At 48.2% G+C, this 20,059-nt stretch carries 16 protein-coding genes; 8 read left to right on the top strand and 8 right to left on the bottom strand.

The features are described from left to right. Nucleotides 1–175: 175 nt before the first annotated feature. The 4 genes from ACEN86_RS04830 to ACEN86_RS04815 form a co-directional block, all read right to left on the bottom strand. A complete protein-coding gene (locus ACEN86_RS04830) occupies nucleotides 176–2,440 on the bottom strand; it encodes a carboxypeptidase regulatory-like domain-containing protein (RefSeq protein ID WP_495633222.1) in 2,265 nt (754 codons plus the stop codon). After that, a complete protein-coding gene (locus ACEN86_RS04825) occupies nucleotides 2,418–2,768 on the bottom strand; it encodes a hypothetical protein (protein ID WP_495633221.1) in 351 nt (116 codons plus the stop codon). The genes ACEN86_RS04830 and ACEN86_RS04825 overlap by 23 nt, the downstream gene beginning before the upstream one ends. Beyond that, complete coding sequence (locus ACEN86_RS04820) at nucleotides 2,746–3,297, bottom strand: sigma-70 family RNA polymerase sigma factor (RefSeq protein WP_495633220.1); 552 nt, start codon at nucleotides 3,295–3,297, stop codon at nucleotides 2,746–2,748. The genes ACEN86_RS04825 and ACEN86_RS04820 overlap by 23 nt, the downstream gene beginning before the upstream one ends. Nucleotides 3,298–3,365: 68 nt before the next feature. Next, on the bottom strand, nucleotides 3,366–4,253 hold the full coding sequence (locus ACEN86_RS04815) for a LysR substrate-binding domain-containing protein (RefSeq protein WP_495633219.1): 888 nt from the start codon (nucleotides 4,251–4,253) through the stop codon (nucleotides 3,366–3,368). Nucleotides 4,254–4,449: 196 nt separating this feature from the next. Between ACEN86_RS04815 and ACEN86_RS04810 the strand changes: the two genes are divergently transcribed. The 5 genes from ACEN86_RS04810 to ACEN86_RS04790 all read left to right on the top strand — a co-directional run bounded on the left by ACEN86_RS04810 (nucleotide 4,450) and on the right by ACEN86_RS04790 (nucleotide 8,865). Then, the gene (locus ACEN86_RS04810; protein WP_495633218.1) at nucleotides 4,450–5,382 is read left to right on the top strand and encodes a phosphate ABC transporter substrate-binding protein; all 933 of its coding nucleotides are present in this window, start codon (nucleotides 4,450–4,452) and stop codon (nucleotides 5,380–5,382) included. A gap of 94 nt (nucleotides 5,383–5,476) precedes the next feature. Beyond that, nucleotides 5,477–6,376, top strand: coding sequence for a phosphate ABC transporter permease subunit PstC (pstC, locus tag ACEN86_RS04805; RefSeq protein ID WP_495633217.1), 900 nt, complete (start codon nucleotides 5,477–5,479; stop codon nucleotides 6,374–6,376). Further along, nucleotides 6,373–7,260 (top strand): phosphate ABC transporter permease PstA, encoded by an 888-nt coding sequence (pstA, locus tag ACEN86_RS04800; protein WP_495633216.1) that lies wholly within the window; start codon nucleotides 6,373–6,375, stop codon nucleotides 7,258–7,260. Before pstC ends, pstA begins: the two co-directional genes overlap by 4 nt. 28 nt (nucleotides 7,261–7,288) lie before the next feature. Further along, the gene (gene pstB / locus ACEN86_RS04795; protein WP_495633215.1) at nucleotides 7,289–8,044 is read left to right on the top strand and encodes a phosphate ABC transporter ATP-binding protein PstB; all 756 of its coding nucleotides are present in this window, start codon (nucleotides 7,289–7,291) and stop codon (nucleotides 8,042–8,044) included. A 251-nt stretch (nucleotides 8,045–8,295) separates the two neighbouring features. Beyond that, the gene (locus ACEN86_RS04790) at nucleotides 8,296–8,865 is read left to right on the top strand and encodes a permease (RefSeq protein ID WP_495633214.1); all 570 of its coding nucleotides are present in this window, start codon (nucleotides 8,296–8,298) and stop codon (nucleotides 8,863–8,865) included. Between the two features lie 48 nt (nucleotides 8,866–8,913). On the opposite strand, the gene ACEN86_RS04785 is transcribed toward ACEN86_RS04790, so the two are convergent. Then, the gene (locus tag ACEN86_RS04785) at nucleotides 8,914–9,477 is read right to left on the bottom strand and encodes a GbsR/MarR family transcriptional regulator (protein WP_495633213.1); all 564 of its coding nucleotides are present in this window, start codon (nucleotides 9,475–9,477) and stop codon (nucleotides 8,914–8,916) included. A 233-nt stretch (nucleotides 9,478–9,710) separates the two neighbouring features. Between ACEN86_RS04785 and ACEN86_RS04780 the strand changes: the two genes are divergently transcribed. Next, nucleotides 9,711–10,913, top strand: a complete 1,203-nt coding sequence (locus ACEN86_RS04780; RefSeq protein WP_495633212.1) for a quaternary amine ABC transporter ATP-binding protein — start codon at nucleotides 9,711–9,713, stop codon at nucleotides 10,911–10,913. Further along, the gene (locus ACEN86_RS04775) at nucleotides 10,913–12,670 is read left to right on the top strand and encodes a glycine betaine ABC transporter substrate-binding protein (protein ID WP_495633211.1); all 1,758 of its coding nucleotides are present in this window, start codon (nucleotides 10,913–10,915) and stop codon (nucleotides 12,668–12,670) included. Before ACEN86_RS04780 ends, ACEN86_RS04775 begins: the two co-directional genes overlap by 1 nt. 98 nt (nucleotides 12,671–12,768) lie before the next feature. On the opposite strand, the gene ACEN86_RS04770 is transcribed toward ACEN86_RS04775, so the two are convergent. Further along, complete coding sequence (locus ACEN86_RS04770) at nucleotides 12,769–13,149, bottom strand: response regulator (RefSeq protein ID WP_495633210.1); 381 nt, start codon at nucleotides 13,147–13,149, stop codon at nucleotides 12,769–12,771. 173 nt (nucleotides 13,150–13,322) lie between these two features. After that, complete coding sequence (locus ACEN86_RS04765) at nucleotides 13,323–14,000, bottom strand: Na-translocating system protein MpsC family protein (RefSeq protein ID WP_495633209.1); 678 nt, start codon at nucleotides 13,998–14,000, stop codon at nucleotides 13,323–13,325. Nucleotides 14,001–14,296: 296 nt separating this feature from the next. Between ACEN86_RS04765 and ACEN86_RS04760 the strand changes: the two genes are divergently transcribed. Then, the gene (locus ACEN86_RS04760; RefSeq protein WP_495633208.1) at nucleotides 14,297–16,915 is read left to right on the top strand and encodes an S-layer homology domain-containing protein; all 2,619 of its coding nucleotides are present in this window, start codon (nucleotides 14,297–14,299) and stop codon (nucleotides 16,913–16,915) included. Between the two features lie 96 nt (nucleotides 16,916–17,011). Here the strand turns inward: ACEN86_RS04760 and lacZ are convergent, their stop codons facing one another. Then, entirely contained in the window at nucleotides 17,012–20,059 is a 3,048-nt protein-coding gene (gene lacZ, locus ACEN86_RS04755) for a beta-galactosidase, LacZ type (protein WP_495633207.1), read from the bottom strand.

Raw genomic sequence — 20,059 nt, 5'->3', positions numbered from 1 at the left:
ATCCAATATAGTTACGGTCGCTAATCCTGAGATTGCTTGGACTTCCGATTCCATAATGATTATTCTATTATAATCCAATGGCAAATGAGAAGAGAAGATCTGCTGCCTCAGGTTTACCAAGCGGCTTACCTCTGGGCTTATAAGCGGCCTTCTGTCAGATTAACTAGGGAGGTGCTTAACGCACGTCCGCCAAGGTCTGCACAAATTGCTTCAAGCTGGACTCATGCGTAGTCTTGAGCCAGGTATCCAGCTTCTTGTCCTTGGCCAGTACCCACCTGATCTTCTCGCCCAGCTCCTGCCGATAGTCAGCCGAGCCCTGAGCTTCTTTCTTCAGCTTAATCACCAGTTCTCCCCAATTCGTCTCTCCGCCGGCAAAAAAATTCTCCGGATATTTCTTCGCCAGCGCTTGAACCGACTCCAAGGAATCCCCGCGAAGCAGCGCTGCCGCCAGATAATTCCCGACAAAGCGATGGCTTCGGTCATCTTGCATGACCAGCTCGAATGCCTTGACCGACTCCTCCAGCTTTCCCTGCTTAAGCAGCGCCGTGGCGTAAAGGGAGCGGTCGTACGTATCATCGTATCCCTTGCCGTGATACGATATCATTTTATTATAAGCGGTGAAGAACGATTCCCACTCGTTATGTCTGTAGTAATAATCAACTAAGCGAAACCAGTTGTCTGCAGAGGGGTAAAGCTCTGCGAGCCGTTTCTGGTAAGGAAACTTCTCTTCAGCAAGCTTCCGTCGAACTTCTGGATCGTCGTCAAGGGCGTCAAGGACTTTGACCACCATCCTCAGACTGTGGACATCGGACGGATTCTGCTTGGCAGACTGCTTATAGGCACTTAAAGCTTCATCCAGCTTACCGTCCAGCAGCAGACGATCCGCATCTGTAAGCGTGCGGCTCTTGATCTGAAGCAGGGGTAGTGCTCCAAGCGTGTTGTTGTTCAATCGGTAACCGTTGCTCCGGGTCAATAACTCACCCTCGGCATCATAGGCTTCAATACTCCAGGAATAGGTTGCTTCCGGGTTCGAGAATCCGAGAATAGAGTCGGGATCGGGAATCATCACGTTCGCTGAATTGCTGTAAGAAATAGTTCCCGTCTGCTTGTCATACAGCTCCACAACGTGAAGCTGAACGTGAGTGCCTTGGATACCGGAAAGAATACCAATACCCGACACACCACCCTTATCCTCTACCCCCATCTTCAAGCTGTATGAAGCCGCGCCCTGAACAGATTCCCACTTGAAGTCAATGGACTCTCCCCGAATGACCTGCTTGTTCACCGGAGAGATCAAGTCCAGCAGAGGCCTTAACGTAATATCTTTTACCAAATGCTTACTTTCATTAAGATCGATCCAATTCCCTGACATCACAGGCCAGGTCCAGCCATCAATTTGATCGAAGCTGAAGCCCGCATACAGCTGATAAGTCCCGGCTAGAACTGCGGGGAATTGGTACTCTCCCTTCGAATTGGTCATCGCCTGATACGGTTCCGCATCAAGGAGGCTGTGGGTAACATCCTTCTTCTCTCGAAGGAATACACCTACCCCGGCAAGAGGTGTGCCGTCACTACGGGTTACTCTTCCCTTAACAGTAGAAGCAGGGTCTTTCTGCCGGCTTGCCGCCTTAAGCTGCTGGCTGAGTACAGTAAGCCTACCAATCGGGTCCCCAACCCTCGAATCTTGATCCGCCTGGTTCCCGGTTGATCCGCTTTCACTTTTGTTATCACTAATAGTATGATCTACTATGTCCACTGCCTCCTGAAGCTTTCCTTCACGGGCCAAGAATTGAGCTCTCATGGTCACGAGACGTGCCGTTAGATCCAGACTCCCAATTTTATCTACAGCCTTCATTAATCCGGTAATAATCTCTTGAGCCTGTTCCTCCTCACCTATGAAATTCAAAAGCCCGGCACGCTGTATGGCCAGATTCAGGCGGTTGAAGCTATATAGCTGGGGTATTCTTTCCTCCGCCTGCTTCAATATAGCTACAGCCTCAGCGGGATTCCCCTTCACATAATAGGTTCTGGCAAGCCCTGAAGCAGCCGCTCCATATTCACTATTGTCGGCTGGCCCATTATGAACATAGTCCAATAAGAGCGGCATCTTCTCGGATTCATCGAATTTTACCGGCTCTGAACGATCAACCCCGCCTCCCTCGGTGGAATCCGGGCCTACCACAACATCATAACTCTTCTCATCCAGACCCGGAGTACCCGGGATCATATACTTGCTGATCAGCTCCCACTTCTTGCTGCCCTCGGCAGTTGAAATCAGCTTCAACAGCTTCTCCTTGCCCGTAACCTTCCCCTGCTCAAATCCTTCTTCGGCAGCGGTAAGCTCCATCCTCGGAATCACGTATTCTCTCAGCAGAATGAAGATCACAGCCGCAGCAAGCACGATTCCCGCCAAATGTTTAATTTTGAGTTTGATCTTCAAGTCTCGCCACCGCCCTTTCGTAATCCTTCTTCCAGTAGGTATTGCCATAGGCTTCTATTAGGGGGCCGCGATCTATAAACTGTTCATGGTTATGCGGCACGGAGCTGCTCCATGGGCGGAGGAAGAGAATTAATGCCATGACAGCCAGTGTCCCCGCAGCCGGCACTAGGGGAATTTCAATTTCGTAGTTCCAGACTCTTCGAAGCTGTTCACCCCAGCTGCCGGGATGTGTTCTCTTAAGTACTTTCGTTTGGTATGTAAAATGTAACGATTCCAGCTCCTGATCAAGCTTCTGCTTTGGCGTACTAGTACTTGGTTCCCTGTTCATCCTGCCTCTCCTCCTTCTCCCATAGGCTCCTTAACTGATTCCGGCCTCTGACCAGGCGTGCTTTGATCGTGTTCTCACTTATATTCAGTTGCTCTGCGATTTCGTATATCGACATTTCGCTGTAATAATATAAGGTAATTGCTTCACGGTAAATGTAGGCCAGCTGGTGAATCGCATCACTTAACCGTCCATTTCTCCACTCCAGTAAGAACTGATCTTCAGGACCCTGCTGCAGTTCATCTCCCTGCCATGCCTCCACTTCGCTGCTTGGGAACAAATTCCGCCAGCTCCAGCTGCGCTGTCTCATCCGGCAGCGGTTGATCATAATGCGGAACATCCAGCCTCTAAGCTTACCGCTATCCCTTAGCGTGCTGATCTTCGTAAATACTTCAACAAATGTATCCTGCACCGCTTCTTCTGCAGCCTGCCGATCCTTCAGCAGCAAATATGCCGTGCGCAGCAGCTCGTCCCCATACTGCTCCATCAGACTTCGCAGTGCTGCCTCATTCCTCTCTACTAGTCCCTTCACTACATCCAGATCGGCTTCCCCCTTCCCCTACATAAGATGCCTGCCAGAGAGTTTAAGTTGCATAGAGATTAGACCGATCTGAGAAAAGCCGCAAATTCCCTGGCCGCCGCTGTCATTGGGCGGTCTTTCCGGTAGATGAGTGAAATTTGCGGATCCGGAATCTTGTTCCCAGGCAGAGATGCTGTTCGAACCCCGGCAGGAGCATCCGTGAGCAATAACCCTCTCTTGGTATAAAAAGATATCCCGATCCGCGACTGGACAGCCAGCTTCACCGCTTCAGGCGAGTCCATCCCCGCCGAGTTCCACAGGTTCACTTGATTGGCCGCAGCCCAGCGCTCCGAGAAGCCGCGGATGAACGACCCGGCCGCATGCTGGATGAAGCGCTCCTGCGAAATCTGGTTCACTTCAATCTTCTTCAGTGCCGCAAAAGAATGTTCAGCCGGGTAAATAAGCACGATCTCATCCTCTTCGAGCACCTCACACTCCAGATTGTCCCCGCTTAAAGGCGGATTCGTATGCATGACCGCCAGATCAATATCTGCCTGCTGAAGCATCCTCACAATCTCATCATCGGCCTTGATCTTGAAATCCAGATGAATCCCCGGAAATTGACGCATGAATCGCCCGGCTACCGCTGGGAGATAATAATTACCTGGCATGAGCCCGGCACCTATTCGCAGGGTGCCGCGTTCCAGGGTATCGAAGTCCGCAACAATGTTGATCGCTTCGTCTGTTAGAGAAGTGATTCTCTGCGCATAATATAGAAGCGCTCTGCCGGCCTCCGTCAGGATAACCCGGCCGCGGCGGGTATCGAAGATCGCGGTTCCCAGCTCCTCCTCCAGACTTTTCATATGGAAAGTAACCGTAGGCTGCCTCAGACCTAGCGCCCCGGCCACATCGGAAATTTTCTTGTATTTCTCTATTAGAACGACAATTTTCAGCTTTACAATGTTCATACAATGACTCGCCTCCTGTCTCCATCTTAGCTAGATAATTAGATAAAATCTATGGTAGCATCAGTTTTTTATTCATTTTTTTATCACTCCATTTACAAAGTCGTGAATTTAGAATGATGAATGGGCTCTATACTTCTAAGAGTCGGGAACAAAATTCGACCAAAATAAAAAAATCATTTAGGGGAGATTACAAACCATGAAATTAAAGAAGCTGCTCCTTCTGACTCTTACTCTTGCTTTTGCAGTATCACTTGCAGCATGCGGCAACAAAGACAATACGTCAGGTACAACTACTACAGACAATAACAACAACGCTGGTACAGCTGAGACTTCAACACTTAGCGGATCAATTCTTGCTTCCGGTTCTACAGCACTTCAACCGCTCGTTGAACAAGTAGGCAAGAAGTTCATGGATAAAAACTCCGGTGTATCCGTTCAGGTGCAAGGCGGAGGCAGTGGTACAGGACTTACTCAAGTGTCAGGCGGACAAGTTCAAATCGGGAACTCCGACGTCTTCGCTTCCGAGAAAATGAAGGATGCTGCCGCAGCCAAGGAATTGGTTGATCACCAAGTGGCTGTTGTAGCGATTGCCGCAGTCGTTAACCCTGAAGTTGGCGTGACTAACCTCACCAAGCAGCAGCTGGTTGATATTTTCACAGGCAAGATCACGAACTGGAAAGATGTTAAAGGTAAAGACCAAGCGATCGTGATCGTGAACAGACCTAGCAGCTCCGGTACTCGTGCTACTTTCGAGAAGTTCGCTCTGGGAACCAAGACCGAAGACTTGAAAGGCTCTATCCAAGAGGATTCATCAGGTACAGTTAAGAAGCTGGTTACAGAAACTCCGGGCGCCATTGGCTACCTTGCCCTTTCTTACTTGGATGACAAAGTGAAAGCTGTTCAATATGAAGGTGTAGATGCAACAGTGGACAACGTGATCTCTGGTAAATATCCGGTATGGGCTTATGAGCACATGTACACTAAAGGTGAGCCGGATGCTACTACAAAGGCATTCCTCGATTACTTCATGACTGACGAAGTTCAAAACGGCGATGTCGTTGAGCTTGGTTACATCCCTGCGAATAAAATGCAAGTTAAGCGTGATGAAGCGGGTAACGTAACGAAGTAATACCAAGTACCCCGGCTGCTCACGAATTTATACCAAGAGGCGGAAGAATACACTTCTGCCTCTATTTTCAATTTAGAAAGGAAAGAAGGACCTCATGAAATCTAACCAGGATACCCCCCTTCTGCTGCGCAAGCATCGTACTGAGGAATGGATTGGGCGGGGATATACAACCATTTGTGTGCTCTTCCTCATCGTTATCATCATATCCATTGTTTATTTCGTAGCTACCAAGGGGATTTCAACCTTTGCGATCAATAATGTAAGTCTGTCCGATTTCTTGTTCGGATCTACCTGGAGCCCGGATGATAACCAATTCGGCGCACTGCCGTTCATTTACGGGTCTTTCCTGACTTCACTCCTCGCTGCGGTCATCGCCAGCCCGCTGAGTGTATGTGCAGCCCTGTTCATGACGGAAATTGTTCCTTCCTGGGGCAAAAAGCTGCTTCAGCCGGTGATCGAGCTGCTTGCCGGAATCCCGTCTGTCGTATATGGATTCATCGGACTAAGCATCCTCGTCCCTTTCATGCGCGATACCTTCCCGGGTCAAGGGATCGGTGTGGCTGCAGGAGCCATCGTTCTTTCGATTATGATTCTTCCGACCATCACCAGTATTGCCACAGATGCGCTTGGCGCCCTGCCCCGCAATCTGAAGGAAGCTTCTTACGGTCTTGGGGCAACCCGCTGGCAGACCATCTACGGAGTCATTATCCCTACGGTTCTCCCCTCTATTCTGACTGGGGTAGTTCTGGGTATGGCCCGGGCTTTCGGTGAAGCCCTTGCGGTACAGATGGTTATCGGGAATGCTCCGCATATCCCGACCTCATTGTTCGAATCGGCTTCTACCTTGACCAGTGTAATTACACTGAATATGAGTAATACCGTTATGGGATCTGTGCAGAACAATGCACTTTGGAGTATGGCTATGATCTTGATGCTGATGACCTTCGTCTTTGTCTTTGTCGTAAGGCTTCTCGAAAGGAGACATAAACTTTGAAAGCGAAAGCCGCCGATAAGCTTGCAACCGGTATAATTGTATTTTTCGCCCTGCTAATTGTAGCCGTACTTCTGGGTATGCTGGGCTTTATTCTATTTAGAGGGCTCAGTCATATCAGCTGGGACTTCTTGACTTCAGAGCCTCAGACGATCCGCGAAGGAGGCGGAATTGGGCCTCAGCTCTTTAATTCCTTATATCTGCTTATCCTGACTATGATTATTACCATTCCACTCGGCCTTGGGGCTGGAATCTATATGGCTGAATATGCGAAGCCGAACAAGCTGACAGACTCCATCCGCCTGATTGTTGAAGTGCTGTCCTCCTTCCCTTCCATCGTGGTGGGTCTGTTCGGACTCCTGGTGGTCGTTCAGCAGTTCGACTTTGGATTCTCGCTGTTCTCTGGCGCGATTGTCCTTACAATCTTCAACATGCCTTTGATGGTGCGGGTAACCGAGCAGGCTTTCCGCAGCGTACCCAAGGAACAGAAGGAAGCCGGTCTGGCCATGGGCTTGTCCAAATGGAAGATTATTACCTCCATCCTGTTCCCGGTAGCACTTCCGATCATCGTCACCGGTACTATTCTCGCGGCTGGCCGGGTGTTCGGCGAAGCTGCCGCCCTGCTCTTCACGGCAGGGATGACTACACCGCATATTAACTTCAGCGATTGGAACCCGCTGCATCATAATTCGCCGCTGAACCCGTTCAGGCCGGCTGAGACGCTGGCTGTACACATCTGGAAGGTCAACAGCGAAGGGCTTGCACCTGATGCCGCACAGATTGCTGCAGGCGCATCCGCAGTCCTGGTTATTCTGGTTCTGATCTTCAACCTGCTGGCCCGCTGGCTGGGCAGAGCACTGTACCGGAAATTCACATCGATCAAATGATAAATGATAAGGAAGAGGAGAACGGCTCATGACGGACACCTTACGTACTGAAAATCTTAAAGTCTATTACGGAGAACATGAGGCGGTAAAAGGCATCGACATGACCTTTGCCGAACAAAGTGTAACGGCTTTGATCGGCCCTTCCGGCTGCGGCAAATCCACGTTCCTCCGTTCACTCAACCGGATGAATGATGAAATTCCGGGTTCCCGTCAGACCGGGAACATCTGGATCGGAGACAAGGACATCAATTCATCCGAGACCGATGTAACGGTACTGCGCCAAAAGATCGGCATGGTATGGCAGCGCCCTAATCCATTTTATAAGTCTATTTATGAGAACATTGCCTTTGGCCCCAAATACCATGGAATCAAGAACCGCAAGCAGCTTGATAAGATTGTGGAGGAGAGTCTTCGCAAGGCGGCCCTCTGGGATGAAGTTAAGGACCGCCTGCATACCTCAGCCTTGTCCCTTTCCGGGGGCCAGCAGCAGCGGTTATGTATCGCCCGGGCCCTTTCGGTCAATCCCGATATTCTGCTTCTGGACGAACCGGCTTCTGCCCTGGACCCTATCTCTACATCCAAGATTGAAGAGCTGATCGGCGAACTCAAGAAATCGCTGACCATTGTGATCGTGACCCATAATATGCAGCAGGCTGCGCGTGTCTCGGATTTCACCGCTTATTTCTACCTGGGAAGTCTAATGGAATATAACGAGACAAGCATCATCTTCACCAACCCATCCAAACCGAACACCCAGGAATATATCTCCGGCCGGTTTGGTTAACTTCATCAAAACAAGCAGTGTACAGAGGCAGGCTTCGGTTATTTAGACTGAAGACCTGCTTTTTTTGTCCAGAAATATGGAATTGGCTATTGCCAAACTAATGGTATTAGTTATAATAAAACTAATGATATTAGTTTTATCTTGAGAGGAGCTTGTGCCATGAGTTTCATTGTGTTTATGCTCTTATTCACTTGTCTTTGCGGTTATCTAGACTCCCGTCTCCGCAGACTCAAGAAGAAGGAGGGGAAGTTATGTTAGCCGGACATTTTGGACTTGCAGCGGCTGTAAAGGCCAAGGTACCTGAGGTTCCACTTTGGGCGCTTATGCTCTCTACCCAGCTGATTGATGTTATCTTCGTCCCCTTGTACCTAAGTGATGTCGAGACTGTAGTCAAGACCGGGGCTGGCTATGGGAATCAAGTGATTCATGCTGACTATTCTCACGCCCTCCTCAGTGTCCTGATCCTTGCCGTCTTCACTGGCTTCCTGGCCGGGAAGCTCTGGGGGAAGCGGGGAGGATTGACTGTAGGAGCCGTAGTATTCAGCCACTGGCTTCTTGATCTGCTGGTGCACCGCTCTGATCTTCCGATTCTACCCGGAAATCTGGGCGATCTTCCTCTGCTTGGACTCGGCTTATGGCGCAGCCCTGCTCTCTCCATGACAGCCGAGCTGCTGCTGATCGCAGCAGGAAGCTTCATGTATTTCCGATTTGCTGTCACCGGTACATCGGGGAGCACGAGATTACTTGCCCACCGCTCTGGTGCCATCTTGGCCGTTCTTATGCTTCTGTGCCTGGCTTCCGATGTGCTGAATATAGGCTAATCGGTTCTATGGTTCCATAATAAAAAAAAAGCGTAAGCGGTCATCCGCTTACGCCTTCGGTTCAACCTGCCTTGGAACCAGATTATAAATCTCCCCGCTCTCCAGGGTGTCAATTAACCGGTCAAGCCACAAGTAGTATTCCACCGCTTCCCTCATCTTCCTCTGATCTCCGGCAAGAACGTCTTTTACTGCTTCCTCCTCTGACCGGGCAATCCACTTGTCCATTTCATCGATGGAACGCTTAAGCACATTGAGATTCATCTCAACAGCCTTGCGCCATTTGATGGCGAAGAAGTCATTAAAAGTCTGATACCAATCGTACTCCACTTCATACAGGTCCTTGCGGGAACCTTTTTCCCATACTTTATTAACCATCTTAAGATCCAGCAGCGTCCGTACTCCTGTGCTCATACTGGTCTTACTCATCTTCATTTCCTGACCCATCTCATCCAGCGTCATCGGCTTGTCTGCAAAGAACAGCAGTCCGTACAGATGCCCGGTAGACAATGTAATCCCATATAAGTCCATATTTCTGCCTATAGCTTCAATTACTCGCTTGCGGACCTTCTGCAGAGCCTCTTGCTCTTGCTCATTTAGCTGTTCCAAGCCCATGCTTGCAGCCTCCTATTTAACCTCTTTGTACACTTATGTATCTTATCTTAGAAAAAGCGTACCCAAAAGTAAAGAAACGACTTATAGAGCAATTAGGAGTTAGAGTGAGCATGATCTATGTAAACTATGTACAGTATTTTCTGTACGTACTGTATGTACAGATATAAGAATTGATTAAATGGAATTTTTTTTGATAGACTAAGACCTACAGAAATAAAAGGGGTGAGCTTTTTTTGGAGAATACAATTCTTGAAGTGCGGAATGTCAGCAAATTGTTTGGGCCTAATGCGGCCCAGGGCATTCAGCTGTTAGAGAAAGGGCATACCAAAGAACAACTAGCCCGCGAGAAACAGATTACAGTCGGGGTTAACCGCGTAAGTCTGGATATCCGCCAAGGTGAGATATTCGTCATTATGGGCCTGTCAGGCAGCGGCAAATCTACTCTTGTCCGAATGCTGAATCGTCTGATTGAGCCTTCCTCAGGAGAGATTCTGATTCATGGAAAAGATCTTCGCAAGATGAATAAAGCGCAGCTTCGTGAAGTCAGACGTAAGAATATCAGCATGGTGTTCCAGAAATTCGCCCTATTTCCGCATCGTACGGTGCTTGAGAATGTGGAATACGGGATGGAGATCCAGCAGATCAGTAAAGAAGAGCGCCGAGCCAAAGCGGAGAACGCGCTGGAGCTTGTTGGTCTCAAGGGCTGGGGAGCCAAAATGCCTGATGAACTTAGCGGCGGCATGCAGCAGAGGGTTGGTCTTGCCAGAGCCCTCGCGAACGATCCTGAAGTCCTGCTCATGGATGAGGCATTCAGCGCGCTGGATCCGCTCATACGCAGAGATATGCAGGACGAGCTGCTTGAGCTTCAGGAGCGGATGAAGAAGACCATTGTCTTCATTACCCATGATCTGGACGAAGCTCTGCGGATTGGAGACCGGATTGCGCTGATGAAGGATGGCGCGCTTGTTCAGCTGGGGACACCCGAAGAAATGCTGACACAGCCGGCGAACCGCTATGTTGAGCGCTTCATTGAAGATGTAGATTTGTCCAAAGTACTCACAGCTTCACATGTCATGATCCGTCCGGAGACCGTGACGCTGGACAGAGGTCCGCGGGTTGCCCTGCAGCTGATGCGTGAGCGGGGGATCTCCAACCTATTCGTAATTGACCGCGGCAAGCGGCTTCTCGGTGTCATTACGGCCGAGGATGCTTCTATGGCGCTCAAATCCGGGATGGGGCTCTCCGAGATTCTGATCAAGGATGGGCCTGAGGTAAGCCCGGATACCCTTCTTGGAGACTTGTTCGAGGTGACCAGCTCCGCGAAGGTTCCGCTCGCCGTTGTGGACGAGAATCACCGTCTGCTCGGCGTGATCGTTCGCGGCGCGGTGCTCGGTGCACTTGCGGGAGATACCAAGGTCCTTGGAGGTGAAGCGTAATGTTACCGAAATTGCCACTAGCCGACTGGATTGAGGCGCTTGTAAGCTGGATGGGCTCACATCTCGGAGGTCTGTTCGATGCCATAGCTGCAATTATAGCGCATGTCGTTGGCTTCTTCTCAGATATCTTCCTGCTGCCGCATCCTCTGCTATTCATTGCCATACTGGGAATCATCGCCTTTGCAATCGGCCGTCTTCCCTTAACTTTATTTACCGTCATCGGCTTTCTGCTGATTGAGAATTTAGGATACTGGACACAGACGATGAATACGCTGGGCCTTGTCATTACGTCAGGTCTCATTTCTATCCTGCTCGGCATTCCACTGGGGATATGGAGTGCTTACAGCCGGACTGCACACCGCATCGTCTCGCCCATTCTTGACTTCATGCAGACTATGCCTGCCTTTGTCTATTTACTTCCGGCCGTTACCTTCTTCAGTCTGGGTGTAGTGCCGGGTGTTATTGCTTCCGTAATCTTCGCGATACCGCCGACGATTCGTATGACCTACCTGGGCATCAAGCAGGTATCCTCCGAGCTGTCCGAAGCTGCAGAGGCCTTCGGCTCGACCACCTGGCAGAAGCTCATTAAGGTGGATCTGCCGCTGGCCATGCCAACGATGATGGCCGGGATTAATCAGACGATTATGCTCTCCCTGTCCATGGTCGTCATTGCCTCCATGATCGGGGCGCAAGGAATCGGAGCCGAGGTCTACCGGGCTGTGGCTCAGCTCAAGATCGGGCAAGGGTTTGAAGCTGGACTTGCCGTGGTGGTCCTGGCCATTGTGCTCGACCGATTCTCTCAGAACCTGTTCAAGACAGGCCGCCGCAAAGCCGCACTGCACAGACAGCCGCGCCGGCGCCTGGTATTCGCTTCAGCCTTGCTTGCCACCCTGATTGTAGGAGGCATTGCACAGTATCTGTTTCTGCCTTCCGGGACTTCGGCTGACGCTAACCAGGGGGGCGCAGTAGCGAGCAAATTCCATAACCAGATCATCGGGATTGATCCCGGATCAGGAATTATGAAGTCCACCGCCAAGGCCATCCAGGACTATAAGCTGGACAGCTGGAAGCTGGTAGAGGGATCAAGCACCGCTATGACGGCCATGCTCGATAAAGCCGTCAAGAATAAAGAACCGATCATCGTTACGGGATGGACACCGCATTGGATATTCACCAAGTACGATCTCAAGTATTTGGATGATCCTAAGAAGACCTATGGTGAAGCAGAAGAGATTCACACCATTGCCCGTAAGGGGCTGAAGCAGGATCAGCCAGTTGCTTATGCATTTCTGGATCGGTTCAAATGGACAGCCGATGAGATGGGCGAAATGATGGTTGCTATTCAAGGAGGTCAAAGCCCTGAGGACGCGGCCAAGAACTGGGCAGCGAAGCATCGGGACCGTGTACAGGAATGGACCAAGGGGCTTGCCAAGGTGAATGGCCAGAAGCTCACGCTAAGCTATGTGGCATGGGACTCCGAGATTGCCAGCACCAATCTTCTTCAATATGTTCTTCATGAGGAGCTAGGTTACGAGGTCACTTCTCTTCAAGTAGAAGCTGGACCTATGTGGACCGGAGTAGCCAGCGGAGATGTAGATGCTACAGCCTCAGCCTGGCTTCCTTTGACCCATGCAGATTACTGGGCTAAATACAAGAACCAGGTAGAGGATTTGGGGCCAAATATGACCGGGGTCCGTACGGGCCTTGTTGTACCCGCTTATGTGGACGTTAATTCCATAGAAGATTTGAACAAATAATAATGATGATGATGGAATCCTTGCAATAAGGAGATAGCCCCTGTCCTGGATGGACGGGGGCTTCTTTTATACCTAGATCGACTTATTCTTGCATGCTGCTATACCTTTATCCACTGCTCAATCAAGCTCTTGAAAGCCTTCACCTGAAAAGGCTTGGTGATATAATCGGCAAACCCCGCCTGTAATCCTTTCTCCACATCAGACTTTTGTGCAAATGAACTGACTGCGAGCACCGGAATATGGCGTGTCTCTTCCCTGATCTGAAGCTCTCTAAGAGCGTCATAGCCGTTCATGCCGGGCAATTGAATGTCCATAAAAATGATATCCGGCTGCCCATTTATAGCGATCTCTATGCCTTCCTCTGCACTTGCAGCCCCGATAAGATTGATATGGGGGATCTTTTTAAAAATATGATCCATTAACGCCATATTCAGCTCATTATCCTCTACATACAGAATCGTATAATTGGGTGAACTCATTATCTTCTTCACTCCTTATTGGTAAAGCCTACGTGCTTAACGAAGGGAGAATAGACGGCGAGCGGAATAACACCTGGAACCAACAAAAAAAGCCAAAAAAAGAGTTCATTCACTCTTTCTTTGGCTTATGTTCAGCTCATTCTCATGTCTGACCCATTACAACCCGTATGTAATTATTGAAAAGTGTAGGCAATCACACTTCGATCCCGTGAGAAATCCCAATCTACATAAATATCGGATATTGTCTTGTTTAGTACCTCTGTAAATCCTGTCTCCTGATCCAAAAACCGCTTCTCCATCTTGCGCTTGGTTGTCTTGAGAATATTCTCATATCCCATATCAAGAAGTTCCTTCTCGAGGATGATCAGAATACCTTCCCGGATTACAATTAAAGTCTTGGAATTCAACCACCAGGAGTCAATATTCACAGGCTCCTTCTGAACCATGCCGCTGACCTTGATTACACTGTCATGAACGCTCTTCTGTCCTTGATAACGCTCCGCTTTCTCACTATATAGATCGAATAATCCGACAATCATCCCCGAAGCATTGTGAAGACCCCAGTCGTAATACAATTCTTCAATCTTGAGTGCAAGCTCAGACTTCAGGTAGGCAGATAGTTCTGGAAGCAGCGACTTCATCAATAGCTCCCTGGTGTACCGAAGGGCCTGCTCTTCTTCCTTATCCAGCAAGAACTGCTCCACTGGACTAATAAAGTTCCGGATATGTATCGCGATTCCGCGTTCACCGATAGATACATGTACGGATTCGGGACCTTTGCCAAAACGATTTCTAAGCAGTTTCCCGGTAAAACTGGCGATTTGAGTATTTTTTTCCTTTAATGTTACCATTCTACCACACCTCCTCTTAATACTAAATGAATAAACAATAAAATGATATTAATAGATTGCCCTTTGCTTGGTCAATTGCTATTTATTAAACAGCTCAAGAATGAGTGAGTCAGCTTAGTATACGAAAAAATAAGCGGATTTTAGACATTAAATGTAAAAATTAATTATAAATAATGGCCTCATTCTTCCGATATATATATTGATCCATTAGTGATTATAGGGTTCCTTAAAACGCTTCGGCAGCAAGAGGATATTATTTAATCAACTAGAGATACATTCAGCAAAGGGGCACAACGATGAAGAAGCGTAACTTAAGAAACAAATCCTTATCTGTACTCTCAACCGCGGTACTTCTTGGAGCTTTGACTCCACATGCTTCAGCTGCAACTACCTTGTCCGACATTCCAAACAACTATGCGAAGCAGGCCATTCTTGAGCTGGTCGAGAAAGGCATTATGAATGGAACTGGCAACGGTAAATTCAATCCCACAAGTAATATCAGCAGGCAGGATTTTGCCATTGTACTGGCCAGATCACTTAATCTTGATCTTAGCAATCCACCAGCTACTGCCACTTTCAAAGACATTCCCAAAGACCATTATGCTTATGCTGCGGTAGAAGCTGCTGTAAAAGCTGGCCTTGTTAAAGGTACCGGCGGCGGACAGTTCGGAACAGGCCAAAACCTGACTCGCGAGCAGATGGCCGTGATTTTTGTTAATGCCCTCGGTGTGGATAGGACTGGCAAAGCCAAAGATCTGAAATTCTCCGATGCTGCGTCTATTGCCAGCTGGGCTAAAGATGCTGTTGCAACGGCTGTTGAGTTCGGATTAATGGCTGGAAATGCAGATGGATCCTTCAGCCCCTCCAATAGTGCGAGCAGGCAGGATTTAGCACTCGTTGCATCCAAGTTTTTGAAAGAGAAAGTGGTAGTAGACGAGCAGCGCAAGACAGAACAGGAACAGAGCAAGCCGACTCCTCCAGTAGAGACGAAGCCTCCGGTTGTTCAGCCGACGCCAGACCCAACACCAATACCGACACCTACACCAACTCCGCCTGTCGTTGAGACACCGCCAACACCGACCATTCCACCTGTTGACGAGAGCCCTGTTCCGACTCCAGAGCAGCCGGATCTTGCTCCACTGCTGGAAGGTGTAAATATTGCGACCTTGGCTAATGAAACCTACTACAAACAAAATGTAACGCCAACCTCCGAGCGTTCGGATATCAAGACGGTCGAGCTTTGGCAGGCATCCTATGGAATGTTCGGAAGAGGTTCATCTGAGCAGCTTGTTAATGGCTATACCTTAGGCGCAACGATCAGCGATGAAGCTTCTTATCATTTGAGGGTTACGGATAATTCGGACCAAGTAGTGGAGACCTGGTTCACTATTGACAAAACAACCCCTAGTATTCAAGGCGTAAATTACCAGTCCCAGAATAGTGCGGGGGATCAATACGCTTATGATTCAGGTGATTACATTATGATCGCCTTCAATCGTTCCATTCAAAAGTTCGATACCACGGATATGAACAATTCGGAAGGCTCGGATACTTTGCCTGGGGCACTACCTGGTTTGTCCGTTCAGGCGATTGAGAATGCCCTTAAGGAGAAATCTGCAAATTATACTTTAGGTACCGGAGCTTCTCTGTACACTCAAAATCCTATGGGTAACATTAAAGGTGTGCCTTATGGCAATATATTTAGGCTGGTACTAGGCGAAGGCGCTAATATTCCAGCTGAGGGACTAACTATTACTCTGGATCCAACCAAAATTGTCGGCCCATCCGGCTTAAGCCCAGAAGGGCCTTTCACGATCACAATTCCTGCAGCTCCAACGGCTCCAGTAATAAGTGTGAATCATGCTCCCACTGTCAATGATGTAACAATCTCAGGAGTTAACGAAGCAGGCAAGACGCTGACAGGTTCATACACTTTTAGCGATGAGGATCTTGGCGATTCTGAAGGGGCTACTACTTATAAATGGTACCGGGTGGATAATGATGAGGTTAGTAATAAAACTGAAATATTAGGTGCTAATGCTAAGACCTATACGCTAACTGCGGCTGACAGTGGACACAAAATTATTTTTGAAGTTACTCCAGCCGACTCCAGAGGAGAAGTTGGTTCACCTGTGGGAAGTGTAACTAATACTGACGTAACAGACCCTGCTCCAATAATCAGCGGTCTTCCTAACAACAATAATAGTGATACACAGCCTTACCTGAACCAGCCAGTCACGCCTACTTCAACGGACAGTGATATTATGAATGTCAAATTATCGAAAACTGATACAGGCCTTAACTATAATGATCATGTGTATGATGTTGATGTTCCAGGGTATTCACTCGGTGACATGATTAGCGAAAATGGATCATATCAGCTTGTAGTAACCGATAGCGCGGCACAAACAACCGTATCCTTCTTTACGATAGATACTATTGAACCTACTCTTGCCCAGGATGAGCCTGTTACACAACAGCAAGACGGTGCTGACAGCTTGATTTATGATTATAATGATTCCATTTGGATCAATTTCAATAATCTAATCAAGAAATTCACCGTGTCAGATGACCAAGGAATGGATGGGTTGGATACCAATAATGTATTTACCATGGAGCAGCTTGAGAATGCCCTTAAGTCAATTGACCCTTCCTACACCTTTGGTCAAGAAGCGTTGCTAATGAATACTTCATCGGATACAATCTATATCGGTGATGGCTCGTATGCCAGTGGCTTCCAAATCACCCTTGGAGACAATGCTAATATTCCGGCTGGCGGAGTTACTATCTCGCTTCCAGCTTCAATCATCTCGGGACCAAGTGGTATACATCCAGCTGGAGATATCTCGATCACGATTCCTGCCATCCCTGGCGCCTCAGATGGTGGATCAGTTATTCCAGGGGGAGACCTCTAAAGTATACTTTTTCTAAACAAAAGGATGAACTCCAAGCGGCAGAACGCTGCTCGAGTTCATCCTTTTTGACCTTCCTAGAGAAGTAACTATGAAAAATCAGATTCTATGAATGATAAATTCGAATTCCATATCTTGATCCGCCAAGATAAGATGTTCATTATGAACAGGGGCTCCCCAGCTGTCATCTCCTCCAACGCCCATCTGCCGACCGGCTACAGTTACAACGGTATAATGGACATCCGGAAGTTCATAGATATGATTCGCATGTTCCAGTTCGAACGCTGTATAAGGTGAAAAGTTGCATTCCAGGGGTTCGCTGACCGAAGAGATCTGAATTCCTTGACCGTTACGGTTCATCACGTTGACATAGCGCACTCCGGTATGGTTGCCAGATTCCTGCGGCATAACGTAACCTGATAAATTATCAGATACCTGATGGTTAAAGATCCCGAGTCTAGCCCCCTTGCTGCGGTCAGAGTAATTCTCCTCTGGTCCCATAGCGTACCACTCCAACTGATCATAATCAGCCGGAACCTTGAAGGATATCGCATGGATTGGCAGCTGCGGCAGATTGTCCGCTCCTTTATACACCGATTTCACCTGAACGCTGCCATAAGGATAAACAGTGTATACCGTCTTAACCTCCAGATCAGGATGAATCGAGAATTTATAGGTAAAGGCAACTCTTACTTCACTCTTGTTCTCTTCCACTTGAATATCTATACATTTTCTGGTCAAACTTGCCGCATACCAGACTCCGGAATTGAAACCTTGAGCATATCCACGATCATTATCTGTAGTGGCTCTCCAGAACAAAGGAACTGGCGGCTGTGCAATCATTTCTTTGCCTGCATAATTCATCGATATCAGACTGCCTACTCCCTTAGAGAACAGAACGTGGAAGTCGCGGCCATGAACCCCGATATTCACGTCACCATGGACAACCCGTAGTTCTCCGCTTACAGAAGGTGCTGTCTTAAGTCCGACTTGATAAATAAACTGTCCAAATGCAATCTCATACCCGGTATCTCCCCACATGGTGTTACCCTTCAGCTTCAGTGAGGCCGTAACTGCGTATTCTCCCGGTATGACTGTGTGGTTCGCCGGCCAGACAAATTCAAATCTCCCCTCACTTTGTGGAGCTACTGCTGCTGCAAGCTTGTTGCGGTAGATCTCCTTTCCCTCCAGAAGTAGTGTATATTCCAGATCATAGTCTGCCGTATTCGTGAAAAAGCTTTCATTCTTGATCGTCACACCGCTTGGGTCAGGTAGAAGCTTAAAGTTTTGATATAGAAATTTCACTTCCTGCATTTTTGGTGAAAGCTCACGATTCGAATATACAATCCCGTTGGTACAGAATCCGTAATCCGTTGGACGATCGTTAAAGTCACCACCATAGGCTAGGAATTCTTTACCGTAGCGGTCTTTGGCATAGATAGCCTGATCTATATAATCCCAGATAAATCCGCCTTGATACATCGGATACTTCTGTTCCAGATCCGTGTATTTGTACATCCCGCCAAGTGAGTTGCCCATGGCGTGCATATATTCACAGCTAATGTACGGCTTCTGCGGATTTCCGTTCAGGTACTCTTCAATGTCTGCCGGCTTGGCATACATTCGACTCTCCATATCACTGGTATCATTATAATCCCGGTTATGAAATACCCCTTCATAATGGACAAGACGGCTCGGGTCAGTCTTCCTGAAATAATTGGAGACATGCAAGATAACTTCACCTGCGTACGACTCATTTCCACAGGACCAGATCAATATGGAAGGGTGATTCTTATCTCTTTCTACCATCGAAATCGCCCTGTCCATAACTATGTTCTCCCACTCCGGCTTGTTACCCGGGATATTCCAGGACGGCTCAACCTTGCCCATCTTCTGCCAAGATCCATGGGTTTCCAGATTCATCTCATCAATTACATAAATCCCGAATTCGTCACATAATTGGTACCATAGGCTTTGATTGGGATAGTGGGACGTTCTCACCGCATTAATGTTATTCTGCTTTAAGGTTCTAATATCCCACAGCATGTCTTCTTTGGTTATCGAACGACCGCGGCGTGGGTTGAATTCGTGGCGATTAACTCCCTTGAATAGGATCCGTTCCCCGTTAAGACGCATGATTTTGTCTACCATATCAAATTTTCTAAAGCCAACTTTCTGAGGGACAACCTCTACCAAGCTGCCTATTTCGTTATAGAGTTCAATATATAACTTGTACAAATAAGGGCTCTCCGCACTCCAAAGATTAGGAGTATCCACTGGCATGCAGATCGACCACCGTCTATCAACGTCTTCCCCGTTAGCCGATGCAACCAGGTTATCCTTGTCATCCACTAATTTGGCCGTTATTTTTGACGGAGAAGCCCCTTGAAGCTTGAAATCCGCATACAGCGTACTTTTCTTCAAAGACGCATCCAGCTCTGGCCGAACATGCAGGTCAAAGACATGGATATCGGGCACGGTATATAGGTATACATCACGGAATATCCCCGAAAATCTCCAAAAGTCTTGATCCTCCAGCCAGCTTCCCGTACTCCGTTGATAGACCTCTACAACAAGCTTATTCTCCCCTTCAGTTAAGTAAGGCGTGAGATCGAACTCGGCCGGGGTGAAGGAATCCTCGCTATAGCCGACAAACTTCCCGTTCATCCAGACATAGAAGGCTGATTCTACACCCTGAAAAGAAATATACACCGGCTTGTTCCGCATGTGAGTGGGAACTTCGAAATATTTAATATAGCTTCCAACCGGATTGTCGCCGGCTGGAATTTCCGGTGGACGGATATCGTGATGTCCATCCCAAGGATACATCGTATTTACATATTGAGGCTGACCGTGACCCTGAAGCTGAATATGACCCGGTACAGATATATCCCCCCAGCCAGAGCAATTATAATCCGCTTTATAAAAATGCTCCGGACGATTGTCAGGATTTATGCTATACGAGAACTTCCAGCTTCCATTCAAATCGTGACGCATCTCCATAGGGCCAGCACTTCTCGCCTCTTCCAGTGTTCTATAATACACATGATCGGAATGAGCAGAAAGACGATTTACAGCAAACACGTCCACGTCTGTCAGCCAATACAGGCTGGGAACAGCACTCTTAGTTATTGGATTTGCATTCAT

This window comes from Paenibacillus sp. Paensp111 (assembly GCF_059492195.1).
The sequence above is the reverse complement of the archived record's forward strand: the minus strand, read 5'-3'. Positions and strand labels throughout refer to the sequence as shown.